The sequence below is a fragment of the Buchnera aphidicola (Macrosiphoniella sanborni) genome (assembly GCF_005080885.1).
GTDB lineage: Bacteria > Pseudomonadota > Gammaproteobacteria > Enterobacterales > Enterobacteriaceae > Buchnera > Buchnera aphidicola_AU.
On sequence record NZ_CP034864.1, the window covers coordinates 512,796 to 531,880 of the forward strand.

Annotated in this window: 17 protein-coding genes, 2 tRNA genes, 2 rRNA genes and 1 other RNA gene; 10 read left to right on the plus strand and 12 right to left on the minus strand. The window is 27.7% G+C overall.

The annotated features are described in order from the left end of the window. Positions 1-15 precede the first annotated feature (15 nt). On the plus strand, positions 16-1,758 hold the full coding sequence (locus D9V74_RS02270) for a SmdB family multidrug efflux ABC transporter permease/ATP-binding protein (RefSeq protein ID WP_158363128.1): 1,743 nt from the start codon (positions 16-18) through the stop codon (positions 1,756-1,758). Between the two features lie 6 nt (positions 1,759-1,764). Here D9V74_RS02270 and ffs read toward each other — a convergent pair. Further along, positions 1,765-1,860: signal recognition particle sRNA small type (gene ffs / locus D9V74_RS02275), an RNA gene on the minus strand. 225 nt (positions 1,861-2,085) lie between these two features. Here ffs and dnaX point away from each other — a divergent pair. The 5 genes from dnaX to adk all read left to right on the plus strand — a co-directional run bounded on the left by dnaX (position 2,086) and on the right by adk (position 6,939). Then, positions 2,086-3,174: a DNA polymerase III subunit gamma/tau gene (dnaX, locus tag D9V74_RS02280; RefSeq protein WP_158362901.1), complete on the plus strand. Its 1,089-nt coding sequence runs from the start codon at positions 2,086-2,088 to the stop codon at positions 3,172-3,174. A gap of 60 nt (positions 3,175-3,234) precedes the next feature. Next, positions 3,235-3,810 (plus strand): DNA polymerase III subunit gamma/tau C-terminal domain-containing protein, encoded by a 576-nt coding sequence (locus tag D9V74_RS02285; RefSeq protein WP_158362903.1) that lies wholly within the window; start codon positions 3,235-3,237, stop codon positions 3,808-3,810. Positions 3,811-3,863: 53 nt separating this feature from the next. Beyond that, positions 3,864-4,193 (plus strand): YbaB/EbfC family nucleoid-associated protein, encoded by a 330-nt coding sequence (locus tag D9V74_RS02290; protein ID WP_014499618.1) that lies wholly within the window; start codon positions 3,864-3,866, stop codon positions 4,191-4,193. A 140-nt stretch (positions 4,194-4,333) separates the two neighbouring features. Beyond that, positions 4,334-6,211, plus strand: coding sequence for a molecular chaperone HtpG (gene htpG, locus D9V74_RS02295; protein ID WP_158362905.1), 1,878 nt, complete (start codon positions 4,334-4,336; stop codon positions 6,209-6,211). Between the two features lie 80 nt (positions 6,212-6,291). Further along, positions 6,292-6,939: an adenylate kinase gene (adk, locus tag D9V74_RS02300; protein ID WP_158362907.1), complete on the plus strand. Its 648-nt coding sequence runs from the start codon at positions 6,292-6,294 to the stop codon at positions 6,937-6,939. 6 nt (positions 6,940-6,945) lie between these two features. Here the strand turns inward: adk and D9V74_RS02305 are convergent. After that, positions 6,946-7,019, minus strand: a tRNA-Arg gene (locus D9V74_RS02305). Between the two features lie 144 nt (positions 7,020-7,163). Here D9V74_RS02305 and folD point away from each other — a divergent pair. Then, a complete protein-coding gene (folD, locus tag D9V74_RS02310; RefSeq protein WP_158362909.1) occupies positions 7,164-8,024 on the plus strand; it encodes a bifunctional methylenetetrahydrofolate dehydrogenase/methenyltetrahydrofolate cyclohydrolase FolD in 861 nt (286 codons plus the stop codon). A 4-nt stretch (positions 8,025-8,028) separates the two neighbouring features. On the opposite strand, the gene cysS is transcribed toward folD, so the two are convergent. Then, positions 8,029-9,414 carry a cysteine--tRNA ligase gene (gene cysS, locus D9V74_RS02315; protein ID WP_158362911.1) on the minus strand — a complete coding sequence of 462 codons (1,386 nt, stop codon included), beginning with the start codon at positions 9,412-9,414 and terminating at the stop codon, positions 8,029-8,031. A 217-nt stretch (positions 9,415-9,631) separates the two neighbouring features. On the opposite strand from cysS, the gene ybeD reads away from it, so the two are divergent. Continuing rightward, positions 9,632-9,895 (plus strand): DUF493 family protein YbeD, encoded by a 264-nt coding sequence (ybeD, locus tag D9V74_RS02320; protein WP_158362914.1) that lies wholly within the window; start codon positions 9,632-9,634, stop codon positions 9,893-9,895. Between the two features lie 102 nt (positions 9,896-9,997). On the opposite strand, the gene cspE is transcribed toward ybeD, so the two are convergent. From cspE to D9V74_RS02355, 7 genes are all read right to left on the minus strand, one after another. Further along, positions 9,998-10,207: a transcription antiterminator/RNA stability regulator CspE gene (gene cspE, locus D9V74_RS02325; protein WP_158362916.1), complete on the minus strand. Its 210-nt coding sequence runs from the start codon at positions 10,205-10,207 to the stop codon at positions 9,998-10,000. Between the two features lie 188 nt (positions 10,208-10,395). Next, positions 10,396-10,512 (minus strand): 5S ribosomal RNA (gene rrf / locus D9V74_RS02330). Between the two features lie 111 nt (positions 10,513-10,623). Then, positions 10,624-13,549: ribosomal RNA gene (locus D9V74_RS02335) — 23S ribosomal RNA — on the minus strand. Between the two features lie 163 nt (positions 13,550-13,712). Beyond that, positions 13,713-13,785, minus strand: a tRNA-Glu gene (locus D9V74_RS02340). Positions 13,786-13,922: 137 nt separating this feature from the next. Then, positions 13,923-14,768, minus strand: coding sequence for a shikimate dehydrogenase (aroE, locus tag D9V74_RS02345; protein ID WP_158362918.1), 846 nt, complete (start codon positions 14,766-14,768; stop codon positions 13,923-13,925). After that, on the minus strand, positions 14,761-15,288 hold the full coding sequence (locus D9V74_RS02350) for a Sua5/YciO/YrdC/YwlC family protein (protein ID WP_187308554.1): 528 nt from the start codon (positions 15,286-15,288) through the stop codon (positions 14,761-14,763). Before D9V74_RS02350 ends, aroE begins: the two co-directional genes overlap by 8 nt. A gap of 99 nt (positions 15,289-15,387) precedes the next feature. After that, the gene (locus D9V74_RS02355) at positions 15,388-15,861 is read right to left on the minus strand and encodes a DUF494 family protein (RefSeq protein ID WP_158362922.1); all 474 of its coding nucleotides are present in this window, start codon (positions 15,859-15,861) and stop codon (positions 15,388-15,390) included. A 228-nt stretch (positions 15,862-16,089) separates the two neighbouring features. On the opposite strand from D9V74_RS02355, the gene def reads away from it, so the two are divergent. Next, the gene (gene def / locus D9V74_RS02360) at positions 16,090-16,608 is read left to right on the plus strand and encodes a peptide deformylase (RefSeq protein WP_158362924.1); all 519 of its coding nucleotides are present in this window, start codon (positions 16,090-16,092) and stop codon (positions 16,606-16,608) included. 6 nt (positions 16,609-16,614) lie between these two features. Continuing rightward, positions 16,615-17,559 (plus strand): methionyl-tRNA formyltransferase, encoded by a 945-nt coding sequence (fmt, locus tag D9V74_RS02365; RefSeq protein WP_158362926.1) that lies wholly within the window; start codon positions 16,615-16,617, stop codon positions 17,557-17,559. Between the two features lie 86 nt (positions 17,560-17,645). Here the strand turns inward: fmt and rplQ are convergent, their stop codons facing one another. Both rplQ and D9V74_RS02375 read right to left on the minus strand, forming a co-directional pair. Then, positions 17,646-18,041, minus strand: coding sequence for a 50S ribosomal protein L17 (rplQ, locus tag D9V74_RS02370; RefSeq protein ID WP_158362928.1), 396 nt, complete (start codon positions 18,039-18,041; stop codon positions 17,646-17,648). Positions 18,042-18,087: 46 nt separating this feature from the next. Then, positions 18,088-19,077 carry a DNA-directed RNA polymerase subunit alpha gene (locus D9V74_RS02375; RefSeq protein WP_158362930.1) on the minus strand — a complete coding sequence of 330 codons (990 nt, stop codon included), beginning with the start codon at positions 19,075-19,077 and terminating at the stop codon, positions 18,088-18,090. Between the last annotated feature and the right edge of the window lie 8 nt (positions 19,078-19,085).

Consider the following 19,085-nt stretch of genomic DNA (forward strand, 5'->3'; position numbering starts at 1 on the left):
AAAAATATTCATTATATCAAACGCTTAATTGAATTTTGGCCAATTTTAAAACGTTTGTCAAAATACGTTAATCCTTATAAAAAACAATTAATTCTTGCATCTTTTTTACTTTTAAGTGGATCAATATCAGAAGTTCTAGGTCCAATTTTGATAAGTTATTCTATTGATAATATTTTAGGAAAACATCAATTATATTTTATGACAATATCTATTGTAATTATATTATTCATTATATTACAAATATTGTCAGTATTTTTTAATTATTTTCAAGGTATTTTATTTAATAAAATTGCAGTAAAAGTTGTTAATAAATTGCGTCAAGATGTTATGTATGCTGCTTTAAGACAACCTATTAGCACGTTTGATTCGCAACCTATTGGACAAATGATTTCTAAAGTTACTAATGATACTGAAGTAATTAAAGAATTATATGATACAGTTGCACCAACATTATTTCGTAGTGGAATATTAATTATTGTTATATTATTTGCTATGTTTACCTTAGAATGGCATATGGCTATGATAGCTTTATTGATTTTGCCTATCATCATTACTATTATGCTATTTTATCAATATTATAGCACTCCTCTTTTAAGAAAAATGCGATATTACTTATCAGATATTAACAATAAATTTAATGAAACTATAAATGGAATGAATGTAATTCAACAATTTCGTCAGGAATATAGTTTTAAAGAAAAAATACAACAAAGTAGTTATTTACATTATGCATCACGTATGAAAATATTGAGATTAGATGGTTTTTTACTACGACCATTATTAAGTTTAATATCTACGATTATTTTATGTAATTTTATATTTTTATTTATTTTTTTTCCTATAAAAATATTCGAAGTAGGTATATTATATGCATTTATTACTTACTTAGGAAGATTGAATGAGCCTCTTATTGCTATCACTATTCAACAATCAGTCTTTCAACAATCTATTGTTGCAGGAGAAAGAATTTTTTCATTAATAGATTCTCCCCAACAAAAATACGGAAAAAATAAAAATTTATTAAGAAGTGGAAAAATAGAAATTAAAAATGTTAATTTTAAATACAAAAATTCTAAACAAAATATATTAAAAAATATTAATATTTATATTCCATCAAAAAGTTTTGTTGCATTTGTAGGAGATACAGGTAGTGGAAAAAGTACATTGGCAAATTTGATAATGGGCTATTACCCTATCAATAATGGACAAATATATTTAGATAATACATCTATTAATTTAATTAGTCATACAGTGTTAAGAAAAAATATATTAATGGTACAACAAGATCCTATAGTTCTATCAGATACTGTTTTTGCTAATATTGCATTAGGGAGAAATATATCAGAAGAAAAAATATGGAATATATTAGATACTGTTTATCTTTCATCTTTAGTAAAATCTATGTCAAAGGGAATTTATTCTCTATTAGGAGAAGAAGGAAATAATTTATCCGTAGGTCAAAAACAATTATTAGCTATTGCGAGAATATTAGTATCTTATCCTAAAATACTTATATTAGATGAAGCTACAGCTAATATTGATTCTGGTACAGAACAACTAATTCAAAAAACACTTTTATCAATACGAAAAAATTGCACTTTAATAATTATTGCTCATAGATTATCTACAATTACTGAAGCAGATTTAATTGTGGTTTTAAAGAAAGGAGAAATTATTGAATCTGGGACACATAAAAAATTATTAAACAAAAAGGGTGTTTATTGGCAAATGTATAAATGTCAAATATCGAAGAATTAAGAGAGTTTCTGTTAGCTTAATCAGAACACCTGTATGAATTGATGTGGCTGCTTTCTTCCGAATCTGACCAAATATTCAATTTTACAGTGTTTGGAGCTAACAGAAAACTTTTTCAAAAATATTAAATTTATATTATTTTTTTATATATTTAGATTTTCTATTGTATAGATGAACTTTAAAAGTTACAACTAATATTTATAATATTTATAAAATATTTTTATAACTAATGTCCAAAATAAAAAATATTTATAAAATAAATAAGAATACTTTCATAATACAATAAATATTGATAGCATAATATTCTTTTCCTAAAAATTATCAAAAAATATGACTTATCAAATATTAGCTCGAAAATGGCGACCACAATCTTTTCAAGATATTGTTGGTCAAGAACATATTGTTACTGCTATATCGAATGGATTGTCTCTTGGACGAATTCATCATGCATGGTTATTATCTGGTACTAGAGGAGTAGGAAAAACTACAATTGCTCGTTTATTAGCTAAAAGTTTAAATTGCAAAAATGGCATTTCAGCTAATGCTTGTAGAAAATGCATTATTTGTAAAGAAATAGAAAAAGGATTATGCTTAGATGTATTAGAAATTGATGGAGCTTCTCATACTAAAGTTGAAGATATACGAGATATATTAGATAATATTTCTTATACTCCTAATAAAAGTCGTTTTAAAGTATATTTAATTGATGAAGTTCATATGCTTTCTCGACATAGTTTTAATGCACTTCTTAAAAGATTAGAAGAACCTCCAGAACATGTGAAATTTATTTTAGCAACTACAGATATAGAAAGAGTTCCTAAAACTATTATTTCTCGTTGTTTATATTTTAAATTACAAGTAATTTCTGAAGAAAAAATTTTAAATTTTTTAAATTTTATATTAATAAAAGAATGTATTAAAACCGATAAATATTCTTTAAAAGAGATAGCATCTCATGCTAAAGGAAGCATTCGAGACGCATTAAATTTATTAGAATATGCTATAAATTTAGGAAATGGTTCTATTAACATTAAAAGCATCACAAAAATGTTAGGTATACCACTAGAAAAATATTCTTTTTTATTAACTCAATCTATATTAAAAAAAAATCCTAAAAAAACTATGTTTTTATTAAATAGAATTAATTATATAGGAGTAGAATGGGAAGAAATTTTGATTTCAATATTGCGTATTTTATATCGTATTTCTATAGCACAATCTTTTACATTACAACAATGGGATACACCTTTTCAAGAAATGTATCAACAACATATCGAAAAAATAGCTCAAAATATAAAAAAAAAGAATATACAATTATGTTATAAAATATTATTAAATGGAAGAAAAGAATTACCATTTGCACCTAATCAAAAAATTGGAGTTGAAATGACTTTATTACGTGCAATTGACGCTATATAAAATATAATTTAACAAATTTATAAAAATAATTTTTTAAACACTCTTTTTAAGATTAAAAATATGAATCATCAAACATATTTATTATTAAAAAATAGAAATGAATTATTTCAAAAAATAAAAAATACTGTATCTTTAAAAAATAATATAAAAAAATATCATACTTATATAAGCAAAAACTATTTTTTATCTGAAGAAAATAATTTTCTATTAACGAATATCAATAATAAAAATTTAATAATATTAAAAGAAAAAATTAAAATAATAGATCCCTGGTATAAAAAAATATGCCAATTAAAAAAATTATCAGAAAATGTTCAAACATTAGCTATCAATACAGTATATAAAAGTACTAAAAATTATTGGTATATATTTTTATCTGATACAAAAAAATATTTAATAAAAAATAACACATGGAATATTTTTTCAAAATTACTTAGTAAAATTACTAAAAAAAAAATTCAACTGATTATTACAAAGAATGCGCTATATACATTAACTCCTAAACAATGGTTTTTTAAAATATACAATGAAATGATATTACATGAATATTCATTTTTAATGAAAGATTCTAATATTAAAACCTTAAAAAATTTTTTTAACATAAATATATCAAAAAATAATATCAATTTAGTTTAATTATACTCAAAAAAAGAACATTTTTTAAAATATAAAAAAAGAGAATAAAAAATATGTTTACTAAAGGTGGTTTAGGTAATTTAATGAAACAAGCACAACAAATGCAAGAAAAAATGGCAAAAATACAAGAAGAAATAGCTCAAATGGAAGTCACTGGTGAAGCAGGTGCTGGATTAGTTAAAGTAACTATAAATGGAGCACATAATTGTAGACGCGTAGAAGTAGATCCTAGTCTACTACAAGACGATAAAGATATGTTAGAAGATTTAGCAGCTGCGGCTTTTAATGACGCAACAAGAAGAATATCAGAAGTACAAAAAAAGAAAATGTCAGCAATATCTACAGGAATGCAATTACCAAATGGATTTAATATTCCTGTTTAATATAAAATATAGTATTTAATATAAGAAGAGAAATGAAATCATTTTTAATTCATTTAAAATATTCAATTTTAAAAAATATTTAAATTTCAAACTATTTTAATTAAAATCAAATATTTTAGCAATATCATAGAGATATTTATATGCATAAACAAAAAAAAGAAATATATAATTTTCAATCAGAAGTAAAACAATTACTACATTTAATGATCCATTCTTTATATTCTAATAAAGAAATATTTTTAAGAGAATTAATATCAAATTCATCAGATGCTATAGATAAATTACGATTTGAGTCTATTTCATTACCAGAATTATATGAAAATGATAGTGATCTAAAAATCCAGATATCTGTTAATAAAGCTCAAAATACATTAATCATTAGTGATAATGGTATTGGCATGAGCAAAAAAGATACTATTGAGAATCTTGGAACAATTGCTAAATCAGGAACTAAAGCATTTCTAAAATCTTTAGAGCAACAAAAAAATAAAAAAAATGAGTTAATTGGAGAATTTGGAGTAGGTTTTTATTCTGTTTTTATGGTATCTGATCATGTATCTATTAGAACTAGATTTGCTGGAACACAATCTGATGAAGGGGTATTATGGGAATCATCAGGAGAAGGAGAATATAAAATTACAAATATTATTAAAAAAAATAGAGGTACTGAAATCACCTTATTTTTAAAAAAAGAAGAAGCAGAATTTTTAGAAACATGGCGTATTAAAAATATAATTAACAAATACTCTGATCATATTACTGTTCCCGTATATATGCAAAATTATGATGAAAAAAACAAAACATATTTTTGGGAAAAAATCAATCAAGCTAAAGCATTATGGACATTAAATAAATCTTCTATTACTGATGAAGAATATAAAACATTTTACAAAAATCTTACCCATGATCAGCACGATCCACTTGTATGGAGCCATAATCATGTAGAAGGTAAACAAGAATATATTAGCTTATTATATGTTCCTCAAAAAGCAGCTTGGGATATATGGAATAGAGATAATAAAAATGGTTTAAAATTATATGTAAAACGTGTTTATATTATGGATAATTCTCATGAATTTCTTCCTAATTATTTACGTTTTATTAGAGGTTTATTAGATTCTAACGATTTACCTTTAAATATTTCACGTGAAATATTACAGAATAATTCTATTACAGAAAAACTCAAAAAAGCATTAGTTAAAAAATCTTTAAATATGTTAGACCGATTATCAGTAAATAATGTTGAAAAATATCAAGTGTTTTGGAATGAATTTGGTCTTGTTTTAAAAGAAGGACCTGCTGAAGATCATGAAAATATAGAAAAAATTGCTAATTTATTACGTTTTACCTCTATAAAAAATAATAATTCCGAACAAAATATATCTCTAAAAAAATATGTATCAAATATGCATGAAAAACAAGAAAAAATATATTATATAACTGCAGACAGCTATTTATCAGCAAAAAATAGTCCACATTTAGAAATATTTAAAAAAAATAATATTGATGTTTTATTATTATCTGATCGAATTGACGAATGGATGATGAATTATCTTGTTGAATTTCAAGGTAAAAAGTTTCAATCTATCAGTAAAGAAGATATATCAATTAATAAACTTACAAAAGAAAAAAAAATTAATAATAATGAAATATCACAAGATATGATTAATTTTTTAAAAAAAACAAAAACAATACTTGGGAATAAAGTGAAAGATGTTAGATTTACTAATCGATTAACAGAAACTCCATGTGTTTTGTTAAGTGATTCTTCTGAAATGACTACACAGATGGCTAAACTATTTTCTGCAGCAGGTCAATCAATACCAGAATTAAAATACATTTTTGAAATTAATCCAGAACATCTTTTAATAAAAAAAATATGTTTTATTAATGATGAAAAAATCTTTAATGAATGGATTACATTATTGTTAGATCAGGCTTTATTGTCTGAGAAAGGTCATTTAGACAATCCCCATGAATTTATTTCTAGAATGAATAAACTTTTGTTAAAAAAATAAAATTAGCATCATGATTACTACTACTATTGATATAGTAGTAATCTAAATATTCATTAATATTTTTATAAGAAATCATAATTATGCGTATTATATTACTTGGAGCACCTGGAACTGGAAAAGGAACACAAGGAAAATTTATTACAGAAAGGTATAAAATTCCGAAAATATCTACAGGAGATATGTTAAGAGAAGCTATTTATTCAAAAACGAAAACTGGTATCATCATTCAAAGTATTGTTAGAGAGGGACGATTAGTTTCTGATGAAATTGTATGTAATTTAATTAAACAAAGAATACAGAAAAAAGATTGCATTAATGGTTTTTTGTTAGATGGTTTTCCAAGAACTATTACACAAGCTTTATATTTATCAAAAATTAAAATAAAAATAGATTATATTTTAGAACTCATAGTACCATATAAAGTAATATTAGAACGAATATCAGGTAGACGCGTACATCCTCAATCAGGTCGTATTTATCATATAAAATTTAAACCACCAAAAATTCAAGATCAAGATGATCTAACTGGACAATCTCTTATAATAAGAGAAGATGATAAAAAAGAAAGTATTATAAGAAGACTAAAAGAATATAAAAACATGCATAATTCATTAATTAAATACTATATTCAAGAAAAAAATATAGGAAATATAAAACTTTTTAAAATTTGTAGTACTGATTCAGTATCAGTTATTCATAAAAAAATAAAAGATATATTAAAAAAATAGATTATGTGCGTTCTACAGGATTTGAACCTGTGACCTACGGCTTAGAAGGCCGTTGCTCTATCCAACTGAGCTAAGAACGCATAAAAAAGATTAGATTAAAATCTAACATTAATATAATATATATGCAAGTAAAACCATTAATATTATAAAATAATATCTTATTTAATAATATTAAAACAATTGTTTTACAATAATATATATATAACATAAATGAGTTATTTAAAATGCCTGCAATAATAATAGATGGTAATAAAATAGCAGAAAAATTGCAATTAAAAATTTTAAAAAAAATTAATCAAAGAAAAAAAGATGGAAAAAAAATACCTGGATTAGCTATGATTTTAGTAGGAAATCATATTCCTTCTCAAATTTACGTTAATAAAAAAAGAATTGCATGCAAAAATGTTGGTTTTTTTTCAGAATGTTGGCATTTTCCTGATTATGTTAATGAAATAGAAATATTAAATCTAATTAATCAACTAAATAATGATAAAAATATAGATGGTATTTTAGTACAATTGCCACTTCCCAAACATATCAACCATCTAAAAATTTTAAGTAATATTACTCCTGATAAAGATGTTGATGGCTTTCATCCTTATAATACAGGTTCTTTATGTCAAAGAACACCTAAATTAAGAGCATGTACTCCAAAAGGTATTATTACAATGTTAAAATATAACAATATTAAAACTCATGGATTACATGCAGTCATGGTAGGAGCATCTAACATCGTTGGGAGACCAATGAGTTTAGAATTATTATTAGCTGGATGTACTACTACTGTCACACATCGATTTACTAGAAATTTAAAAAATCATGTAAAAAGTGCTGATTTATTAATTGTAGCCGTTGGTAAAGCACATTTTTTAAAAGGAAAATGGATTAAAAACGGATCGATAGTAATCGATGTAGGCATTAATAGATTACACAATGGAGAAATAGTTGGAGATGTAGACTTTAAAAACGCATATTTACGCGCATCATATATAACACCAGTACCAGGTGGAGTTGGTCCTATAACAGTTGCAACATTATTACAAAATACATTAGAAGCATGTGAAAATCATCATGATATTATTTAAATTTTTATTTTTTACGCCATTGTGTTTGATTAAAAAAATCTTCTACAATAACATCTAAAGAGATTAATTCTTCTCTTATTTTATCTGCTTCTTTCCATTGTTTTAACTCTCTAGCTATATTTCTTCTTTCAATTAACAATTCAATTTTCTTTTCTGAATCTAAAGTGAGCATAGATTTTTTTTGTAAAAAATCTTGTGGTTTTTTTAATAATAAACCTAAAAAATTAGCTAATTTTTTTAATCTAAAAGATAATTTATTTGCTTTTAAAATATTTTGTGTCTTAAAAAAATTAATCTTTCGTGCGATTTGTGAAAATATTAAAAATACTTTAGGAGTATTAAAGTCATCGTTCATAGCATCATAAAAAAACAATTCAAAATTCATACCTTCTTGATTATTATCTAAGGGATGAGTATTATGTAAAGAAGTATATAAATATTTTAATGATATATATGCTTGTTTCAAATTTTTTTGACAATAGTGTATAGGATGACGATAATGTGTTGCAAGAAAAAAATACCGTAAAATTTCAGAATCATAATCTTTTAAAATGTCTTTTAAAAAATAAACATTCTTTAATGATTTAGACATTTTTTGATTTTTTGTAATCACTATACCTGTGTGCATCCAAAAATTTATTTTTGCTTGATGATTAAAACATTTAGACTGAGATCTTTCATTTTCATGATGAGGAAAAAGTAAATCAGATCCACCTCCATGAATATCTATACAATCTTTAAAAAATACATTATTGATAGCAGTACATTCAATATGCCAACCAGGTCGACCTCTACCCCATGGTGAATTCCAAGAGTACTCTTTTTTATTAGTAACTTTCCAAAGTATAAAATCTAAAGGATTTTTTTTCATATGATTAATTGGAATACGTAATCCAGATTTTAAATATTTTAAAGATTGCCTAGATAAAGTTCCATAATTTGGATCACTATCTATAGAAAAAATAACATCACCATCTTGATTGAAATAAGCATATTTATTGTGTATTAATTTTTTAATAATGTTAATAATATTATCAATATAATCCGTAATACGAGGTTCTTCATCTGGAGGTAAAATATTTAATAAAGAAAAATCTTTATTCATAGCTTTTATCATCAAGTCAGTTAAAGTATTAATCTCTATTTTTTCTTCTATAGATTTTTTAATAATTTTGTCATCAATATCTGTAATATTTCGAACATATTTTACTTTGAATCCAATTAAACGTAAATAACGTACTATCATATCAAAAGCAACAAAAGTACGTCCATGTCCAATATGACAAAAGTCATATACAGTTACACCACAGACGTATAAATTAATTTTATTTTTTTTCATAGGAGTAAAAATTTCTTTTTTACCAGTTAGCGTATTAAAAATTTTTAACATAATATAAATCCTATAAAAATAATATTAAAACAAACTAAATATAAAAAATATGTTATTTTCTATATAACCAATATGTTAAAATAATATAATTATGATTAATTAAAAAAATATATAAACATTTTCTAAATCAATTATAAATATATAATAAAAAGTTAAATACTAAAAAATAATGTTTTTTAAAAAAGATTTTTTATTATAAAAAAATCAGGGATTAATAATGAAAACACAATTAAAAGAAATGTTAAAATTCCCTTGTTTTTTTACTTATAAAATTATTGGATTAGCACAACCAGAATTGATTGATCAAATAATTAAAGTAATTCAAATTCAAATACCTGGAGATTATACACCTCAAATAAAATCAAGTAATAGAGGAAATTATCTTTCCGTTTCAATTACAATCTGTGCTAAAAATTTTGAACAGATTGAAATTTTATATCATGAAATTAGTAAAATTAATATCGTTCGTATGGTTTTATAAAATAGTAAAATTGATATAGTACAGCCCTATTCAGAGCCGTACTATAAAAGAAATATTTATTTATACTTATATTTTGTAAAACTTATAATAAGCAAATAAATATTATACACTAATCACATTAGCAGCAGATGGTCCTTTTGCTCCTTCAGTTATTTCAAACTCAACACTTTGACCTTCGGCTAAAGTTTTAAATCCGTTACTTTGTATAGCTGAAAAATGAACAAACACATCTTTACTTCCATCTTCTGGAGTAATAAAACCAAAACCTTTAGATTCATTGAACCACTTAACATTACCTTTAATCTTGGACATCTATATTACCTTTACGTGAAAAAATATACTTAATTGAAAATATGAATAAATAATCGTTAATAGTTTTAAAAAAATTAAATTCTCAATAGATTAACATGTAAATCTTTTGTTAGCTAGAAAGTAATTTATTTTTATAAACAATTTATTTTAAATATAAAAAAACCCGAAAATAATTTCGGGTTTTTTTTGCCTGGATTTGACCTACTCTCACACGGGGAGACCCCGTACTACCATTGGCGTTACAGCGTTTCACTTCTGAGTTCGGAATGGGATTCAGGTGGTACCACTGCACTATTTTTACCAGGCATATTAATAAGTTTTATGTAATTAAAATACATTGATAAATTACAATAAATTCAGTAAAACAAGCTTTTAAGAAAAAAATCAATTTATTTTAAAAACACCTCTGGTGTTGTAAGGTTAAGCCTCTCGGGTCATTAGTACTAGTTAGCTCAACATATTACTATGCTTACACATCTAGCCTATCAACGTTGTAGTCTTCAACGTCCCTTCAGTAAACATTTCTGTTTCAGGGAAGATTTATCTTGGGGCAAGTTTCGTGCTTATATGCGTTCAGCGCTTATCTTTTCCGCATTTAGCTACCGGGCAATGCCATTGGCATGACAACCCGAACACCAGTGATGCGTCCACTTCGGTCCTCTCGTACTAGAAGCAGCCCCCCTCAATCTTCCAACGCCCACGGCAGATAGGGACCGAACTGTCTCACGACGTTCTAAACCCAGCTCGCGTACCACTTTAAATGGCGAACAGCCATACCCTTGGGACCTGCTTCAGCCCCAGGATGTGATGAGCCGACATCGAGGTGCCAAACACCGCCGTCGATATGAACTCTTGGGCGGTATCAGCCTGTTATCCCCGGAGTACCTTTTATTTGTTGAGCGATGGCCTTTCCATTCAGAACCACCGGATCACTAAGACCTGCTTTCGCATCTGCTCGCGTTATCACGCTCACAGTTAAACTGGCTTATGCCTTTGCACTAACCTCACGATGTCCGACCGTGATTAGCCAATCTTCGCACTCCTCCGTTACTCTTTGGGAGGAGACCGCCCCAGTCAAACTACCCACCAGACACTGTCTCTGTGCCGGATTACGGCACTAGGTTAGAACACCGAATTTTAAAGGGTGGTATTTCAAGTTTGGCTCTATTAAAACTGGCGTCTTAATTTCATAGCCTCCCACCTATCCTACACATTAAAATTTAGAATTCAGTGTCAAGCTATAGTAAAGGTTCACGGGGTCTTTCCGTCTTGCCGCGGATATACTGCATCTTCACAGCAATTTCAATTTCACTGAGTCCCAGGTGGAGACAGCCTGGCCATCATTACGCCATTCGTGCAGGTCGGAACTTACCCGACAAGGAATTTCGCTACCTTAGGACCGTTATAGTTACGGCCGCCGTTTACCGGGGCTTCAGTCTAGAGCTTTAAGTTTCCTTTGACCCTTTCGATTAACCTTCCGGCACCGGGCAGGCGTCACACCGTATACTTCCACTTTCGTGTTTGCACAGTGCTGTGTTTTTAATAAACAGTTGCAGCCAGCTGGTATCTTCGACTAGTTTCAGCTTAAAGAGAAAATCTTTTTACTTAATACTAGCGTGCCTTCTCCCGAAGTTACGGCACTATTTTGCCTAGTTCCTTCACCTGGGTTCTCTCAAGCGCCTTAGTATTCTCTACCTAACTACCTGTGTCGGTTTGAGGTACGATTTAATGTTATCTGATGCTTAGAGGCTTTTCTTGGAAGCGTGGTATCAGTTACTTCATCACCGAAATGATTCGTCATCATGCCTCAGATTAAAAAACAATCGGATTTGCCTAATTGTTCTACCTACACATTTAAACCAGGATAACCGTCACCTGGATAACCTAACCTTCTTCGTCCCCACTTCGCAATAACATTAAGCACAGGAATATTAACCTGTTGTCCATCGACTACGCTTTTCAGCCTCGCCTTAGGGGTCGGCTTACCCTGCCCCGATTAACGTTGGACAGGAAACCTTAGTTTTTCGGCGAGCAGGTTTTTCACCTGCTTTATCGTTACTCATGTCAGCATTCGCACTTCTGATACCTCCAATGTATTTCACAATACATCTTCATTAGCTTACAGAACGCTCCCCTACCCAACAAAAAAATATATTTTTGCTGCCGCAGCTTCGGTGCATAGTTTGAGCCCCGTTACATCTTCCGCGCAGGCCGACTTGACCAGTGAGCTATTACGCTTTCTTTAAATGATGGCTGCTTCTAAGCCAACATCCTGGTTGTTTATGCCTTCCCACATCGTTTCCCACTTAACTATGACTTTGGGACCTTAGCTGGCGGTCTGGGTTGTTTCCCTTTCCACAACGAACGTTAGCACCCGCTGTGTGTCTCCCGTGATAACATTCTACGGTATTCGGAGTTTGCATCGAGTTGGTAAGCCGGGATGGCCCCCTAGTCGAAACAGTGCTCTACCCCCGAAGATGAATTCACGAGGCGCTACCTAAATAGCTTTCGGGGAGAACCAGCTATCTCCCGGTTTGATTGGCCTTTCACCCCTAGCCATAGGTCATCCGCTGATTTTTCAACATCAGTCGGTTCGGTCCTCCAGTTAGTTTTACCCAACCTTCAACCTGCCCGTGGCTAGATCACCGGGTTTCGGGTCTGTATCCTGCAACTTAACGCCTATTTAGGACTCGGTTTCCCTACGGCTCCCTTATTCAGTTAACCTTGCTACAGAATACAAGTCGCTGACCCATTATACAAAAGGTACGCAGTCACACATCTCACAATATTAACTATGTTTGTGCTTCCACTGCTTGTACGTACACGGTTTCAGGTTCTATTTCACTCCCCTCGCCGGGGTTCTTTTCGCCTTTCCCTTACGGTACTAGTTCACTATCGGTCAGTCAGGAGTATTTAGCCTTGGAGGATGGTCCCCCCATATTCAAACAGGATTTCTCGTGTCCCGCTCTACTTTTTGAACTCACAATATAAATTATTTCATATACAGGGCTATCACCTTGTATCGCTGAATTTTCCAAATCATTCTACTGTAATTCATATTGATTATAGTTCTGGGCTGTTCCCTTTTCGCTCGCCACTACTAAGGGAATCTCAATTGATTTCTTTTCCTCAAGGTACTTAGATGTTTCAGTTCCCTTGGTTTGCTTTATTAACTTATTTAATTCAGTTAATAATGATGCATTAATTGCATCGGGTTTCCCCATTCGGAAATCGCCGGTTATTGCGCTTCATATCAGCTTACCGACGCTTTTCGCAGATTAGCACGTCCTTCTTAGCCTCTGACTGCCAAGGCATTCACCATGTACGCTTATTTGCTTAACCTTACAACCCACAGGTGTTTTAATAATAAAAAAGTTTATTATGCTTGTTTTTCCGAATTTTTAAAGAGCTTTTTTCAAATTTAACTTTATTTTAAAAGTTGTCTTTAGAATAACACAATTATTTAAATTAGTATATAAATATTTTGATAAATATTTTTATTTCTTGTCCCCTAGGGGATTTGAACCCCTGTTGCCGCCGTGAAAGGGCAGTGTCCTAGACCTCTAGACGAAGGGGACTTATGTGAGAGAGAAATATATTTAATATCTATTTAATATTATTATAAATAGCAGATCAAAAAAAAAGAGTCAAGTGATTTTTTTATTATTAGCTCAAATAATAAAAAATAATAATTTTTGATAAAAAATTAATTAAATTATTTTTTTTCAAAAGAATGCGCTTTTTTTAGAATATCAATGACACAATCAATGTCAGGCATAATATTATGCCATAAAAAAAAAGAATGAGCAGCCTGAAAAACTAACATACCTATTCCATCAGAAAAAAAATTCGCACCTATATGAATACACCATTTAATAAAACATGAATTATTTTTTTGATAATTTACATCATAAAAATGTGTGTTTTTTAAACAAAAAAAAGATGAAGGAATTATATTATATGTTTCTTCTGAAATATTTGTTCTTGCATTAATAATTAAGTCAAAATATTCTATTTTTGATGTATTTTCTTTTAATACTCTAATATCTCCATACTGATTAAATTGTGATACTAATTTTTCAGCATTTTTTATAGTTCGATTTAAAATGTATACAGAACAACCAAAAGATAAAAGCGGAAATAAAATACCTCTAACAACACCACCAGCACCAAGTATTAAAATTGAATATCTTTTTTTTATAAAATTTAATCTTTTTAAATCAGACAACAATCCAATTCCATCTGTATTATCTCCTAAAATTTCTTGATTATCTAATTTTTTTAATGTATTAACTGATTGAGCAATTTGAGCTCGTTTAGTTAATTGATTGCAAAAAAAACGTGCTTCTTGTTTAAATGGCGCAGTAATATTTGCACCACAACCATTACTTTTAAAAAAAAATCTTAAATAAGAATATAAACTGTTTAATGGAACATGAACAGCCTTATAAGGATGAAAAATATTTGTTTGTTCTGAAAAAAATTTATGAATAACAGGTGATTTAGTGTGATTAATAGGATTTCCAAATACAGCATAATTAAAATCTTGACATCTAAACATAACGAATTACATTTCCATTAATAATATTAATAATCTTAGAAGGATTTTTTTCAGTACCTATTTTCCCATAGAGTAATGGAAAATTATGACCAAAATATTTATAAACTTCTTTAACTGTAAAACAAGGACTCATTGATGAAATATTTGCACTTGTAGATATTAAAGCCCCTCCAAATGCATTACATAATTGTATTATTTGTGAATGAGAACTAATACGTACAGCTATAGTATTAAATTCACCAGTTAACCAATAAGGAACTTCAGGTTTAGCTGGAACTAAAAAGGTAAATGGTCCTGGCCAATGAAGAAACATTATCTGTTTTTGTTTATATGATAAATCATTTTCATTAATATAATTTTTTATTTGATGAAAATTAGCAGCGACTAATATAAAACCTTTTTTTATATTTCTCTTTTTTAACTGAAGTAATTTTTTTACCGCTTTTTCACTATCAGGATTACATCCAAGTCCAAACATTGATTCTGTAGGATATGCAATAACATTATTATTTTTTAACATTTTTACACAATATAATAATGATTTTAAAAAAAAATCGTTATTCATTACTTCTTCTCATTAAAAAAAATATATCACTTTTTAAATTTTTTCTTAAAATATCTAATGAATAATTTCTTCTTGAAAATTAAATAATAAATTTTCAAGTTTACGATATACTAACTCACATCCAGGGACATTAAATAAGACAATTAATACAATCCATTTTAAATCTTCAAGATTTAATTCTTTAATATCCAAATCCATAATTCTTTCAATAATCATTTCTCTTGTTTCTAATGTTAATATTTCTAATTGCTCTAAAAAAAGAATAAAACCACGACAATCAACGTTTAACTTTAAAGATTCTTCTTGAGTATAAATGCGAGTAGATATCTGTTTTGATAATACATGAATAGACGAAATAATATTATTTTTATAACAAGAAAGATTTTTTAACCAACGCAAAGCGTTATAAATATCTCTTTTTTGAAATCCTATATCTGATAAATCATTAGTTAAACTATCATAATCAATAGATATTTTTGATTCAGTATGTACATAATTTTCAAATAAATATATTAATATATCAAACATTACATCCTCAATTATATACTTAAAAACTTAAATGTTTAGTAATATATTCTATATACAATTTTATCACGAATATTATTAATATATAACATATAAATATTATAATATAATTTAAATAGATTTTTATTAAAAATAAAATATATTTTATTAAACAAACTAAGTAAACTTTTAATTATAATAAAAAAGTCTATACTAATAAATCAAATTCCACTATTTATAGCTAAAATCCATATGCCTTTTTTAAAAATACTTTACTATCCTGATAAACGCTTAAGACTTGTTGCAAAACCCGTAACAAATATCAATAAAACAACAAATGAAATTATCAATAACATGATAGATACAATGAATCAAGAAGATGGAATAGGTTTAGCAGCCACGCAAGTTAATATTCAATTACAAATTATAGTTACTAATACAATGAAAAAGAAAGAAAATAATTTAGTTCTTATCAATCCTAAAATTATTGAAAAAGAAGGTAATATCAGCATTGAAGAAGGTTGTTTATCAATTCCAGAATATCGAGCCTCTATTCCAAGATTTAACTATATTAAAGTTCAAGCTCTCAATCGAGATGGAAAAAAAATAGAAATAGAAGCAAAATCAATACTTTCTATATGTATACAACATGAAATAGACCATCTCAAAGGAAAATTATTTATTGATTATTTATCTCAATTTAAAAAAGATAGAATTGAAAAAAAATTTAAAAAATTAAAAAAACAAACGAAATTTTATTCAAAGGATTAGATAAATTTGAAAAAATTAAAAATTATCTTCGCTGGAACAGACAATTTTTCTGCTGAATATCTCAATGCATTAATTCATTCTCCACATAAAATTATTTCAGTTCTTACTCAACCAGATCGTCCTTCTGGAAGAGGACAAAAAATACACTTTTCACCAGTAAAAATAATATCTATAAATAATAAAATCCCTATTTTTCAACCATTATCTTTAAACAATGAGATATTTCAAAAAAAAATATTTAAACTTAATGCAGATATTATGATAGTAGTATCTTATGGTAAAATTATACCTAAAAAATTATTAGATATCTTTTCAAAAGGATGCATCAATGTCCATCCTTCACTTTTACCAAGATGGCGTGGTCCAACTCCTATTCAATCCTCTATTTTACATGGTGATACAAGTACCGGGATTAGCATTATTAAAATGAATGATAAAATTGATTCTGGAACTATTATATATTCTATGAATTGTAATATATCATCAAAAGATACTACTCAAAGTTTATCTGTAAAATTAATAAAAATAGGTATAAAAGGATTATTAGAAACATTAGAAAATATCATTTTAAATAACATTTTTGAAAAAAAACAAGATGAAAAAAATATTACTTTATCAAGAAAAATATATAAAAAAGATGCTTTGTTAAACTGGAATATACAAGCTCAACAATTAGAACGTTTAATTAGAGCATTTAATCCATATCCAGTATGTTATTTTATGTTTAACAATCAAAATATAAAAGTCTGGAAATCAACAGTAATACCTACAATAGAAAAAAATTTTTCTATAGGAGAAATTATATGTTTAGATAAGTATGGAATGCAAATTAAAACATCTTATCAAATACTGAATATTCAAAAAATACAATTACCAGGAAAAACAATTATTGATATAAAAAATATAGTTACATCTAAAAAAAATTTTTTTAAACCAGGTATAATTCTCTAAAAAAGAAGCAAACGGACACACACACCGTTTGCTTTGATTAAATAAAAAAATATTTATATAATTAAATGATATAACTTAATTACAATTTACTCTGTTTTTACTATTGCTTCTGTTTTCTCTTTTTTAACACGATCAACTAATTCAATATAAGCCATAGGAGCTTTATCTCCAGATCTAAATCCACATTTTAAAATACGAGTATAACCTCCTAATCTATTTAAAAATAATGGGCCTAATTTATTAAATAATTTTGATACTATTAAATTATCACGTATGCGAGAAAATGCTAATCTTCTATTTGACACAGTATCTACTTTCGATAAAGTAATAAGAGGCTCTACAATATAACGCAGTTCTTTTGCTTTAGATAAAGTAGTTTTTATAATTTCATATTTTAATAAAGAACATGCCATATTTTTTAACATAGCATTTACATGAGTTCTATTACGATTTAATTGACGGCCACGTTTACGATGACGCATAAATTTATTCCTTTAATTAATTTGTTAATATAAAATATAATATAAATTATTCATCTAAAATACTTGATGGTGGCCAATTCTCTAATCTCATACCTAGAGATAAATTACGAGAAGCTAATATATCTTTAATCTCGGTTAAAGATTTTTTTCCTAAGTTAGGTGTTTTTAAAAGTTCTACTTCAGTGCGCTGCACTAAATCTCCAATATAATGTATTGATTCTGCTTTAAGACAATTAGCTGAACGAACAGTGAGTTCTAAATCATCTACTGGACGCAATAAAATAGGTTCAAATTCTGGTTTTTCTTCCTGAATTTCAGGTTCACGAACGTCTCTTAAATCAACAAATGCTTCTAATTGATCTGATAAAATAGTAGCCGCTCGTCGAATTGCTTCTTCTGGATCAATTGTTCCATTTGTTTCCATCTCAATAACTAATTTATCTAAATCAGTTCTTTGTTCAACACGTGCAGCTTCAACATTATAAGAAATACGATCTATAGGACTATAACACGCATCTAATAACAAACATCCTATTGGTCGTACATCCTCTTCTATATGAATTCTAGAAGCAGCAGGAACATAGCCTCTTCCACGTTGTACTTTAATTCTCATATTAATAGATGCTTTTTCATAAGTTAAATTACAAATTATATGTTCTGGTTTAATAATTTCAACATCACTATCATGTATAATATCTCTGGCAGTAACAGGACCAATTCCAGATTTATTTAATGTCAGAAAAGCTTCATCCTTTCCATGTACTTTAATAGCTAATCCTTTTAAATTTAATAATATTTCTAGAATATCTTCTTGTATTCCTTCTTTAGTACTATATTCATGAAGTACTCCGTCAATTTGAACTTCAGTAACTGCACATCCCGGCATAGAAGATAAAAGAATTCTACGCAGTGCATTTCCAAGTGTGTGACCGAATCCTCGTTCTAACGGCTCTAAAGTCACTTTAGTATGAGTCATGCTAATTTGTTCAATATCAACTAAACGAGGTTTTAAAAAACCCATTATAGCATTCTGCATATTCCCTC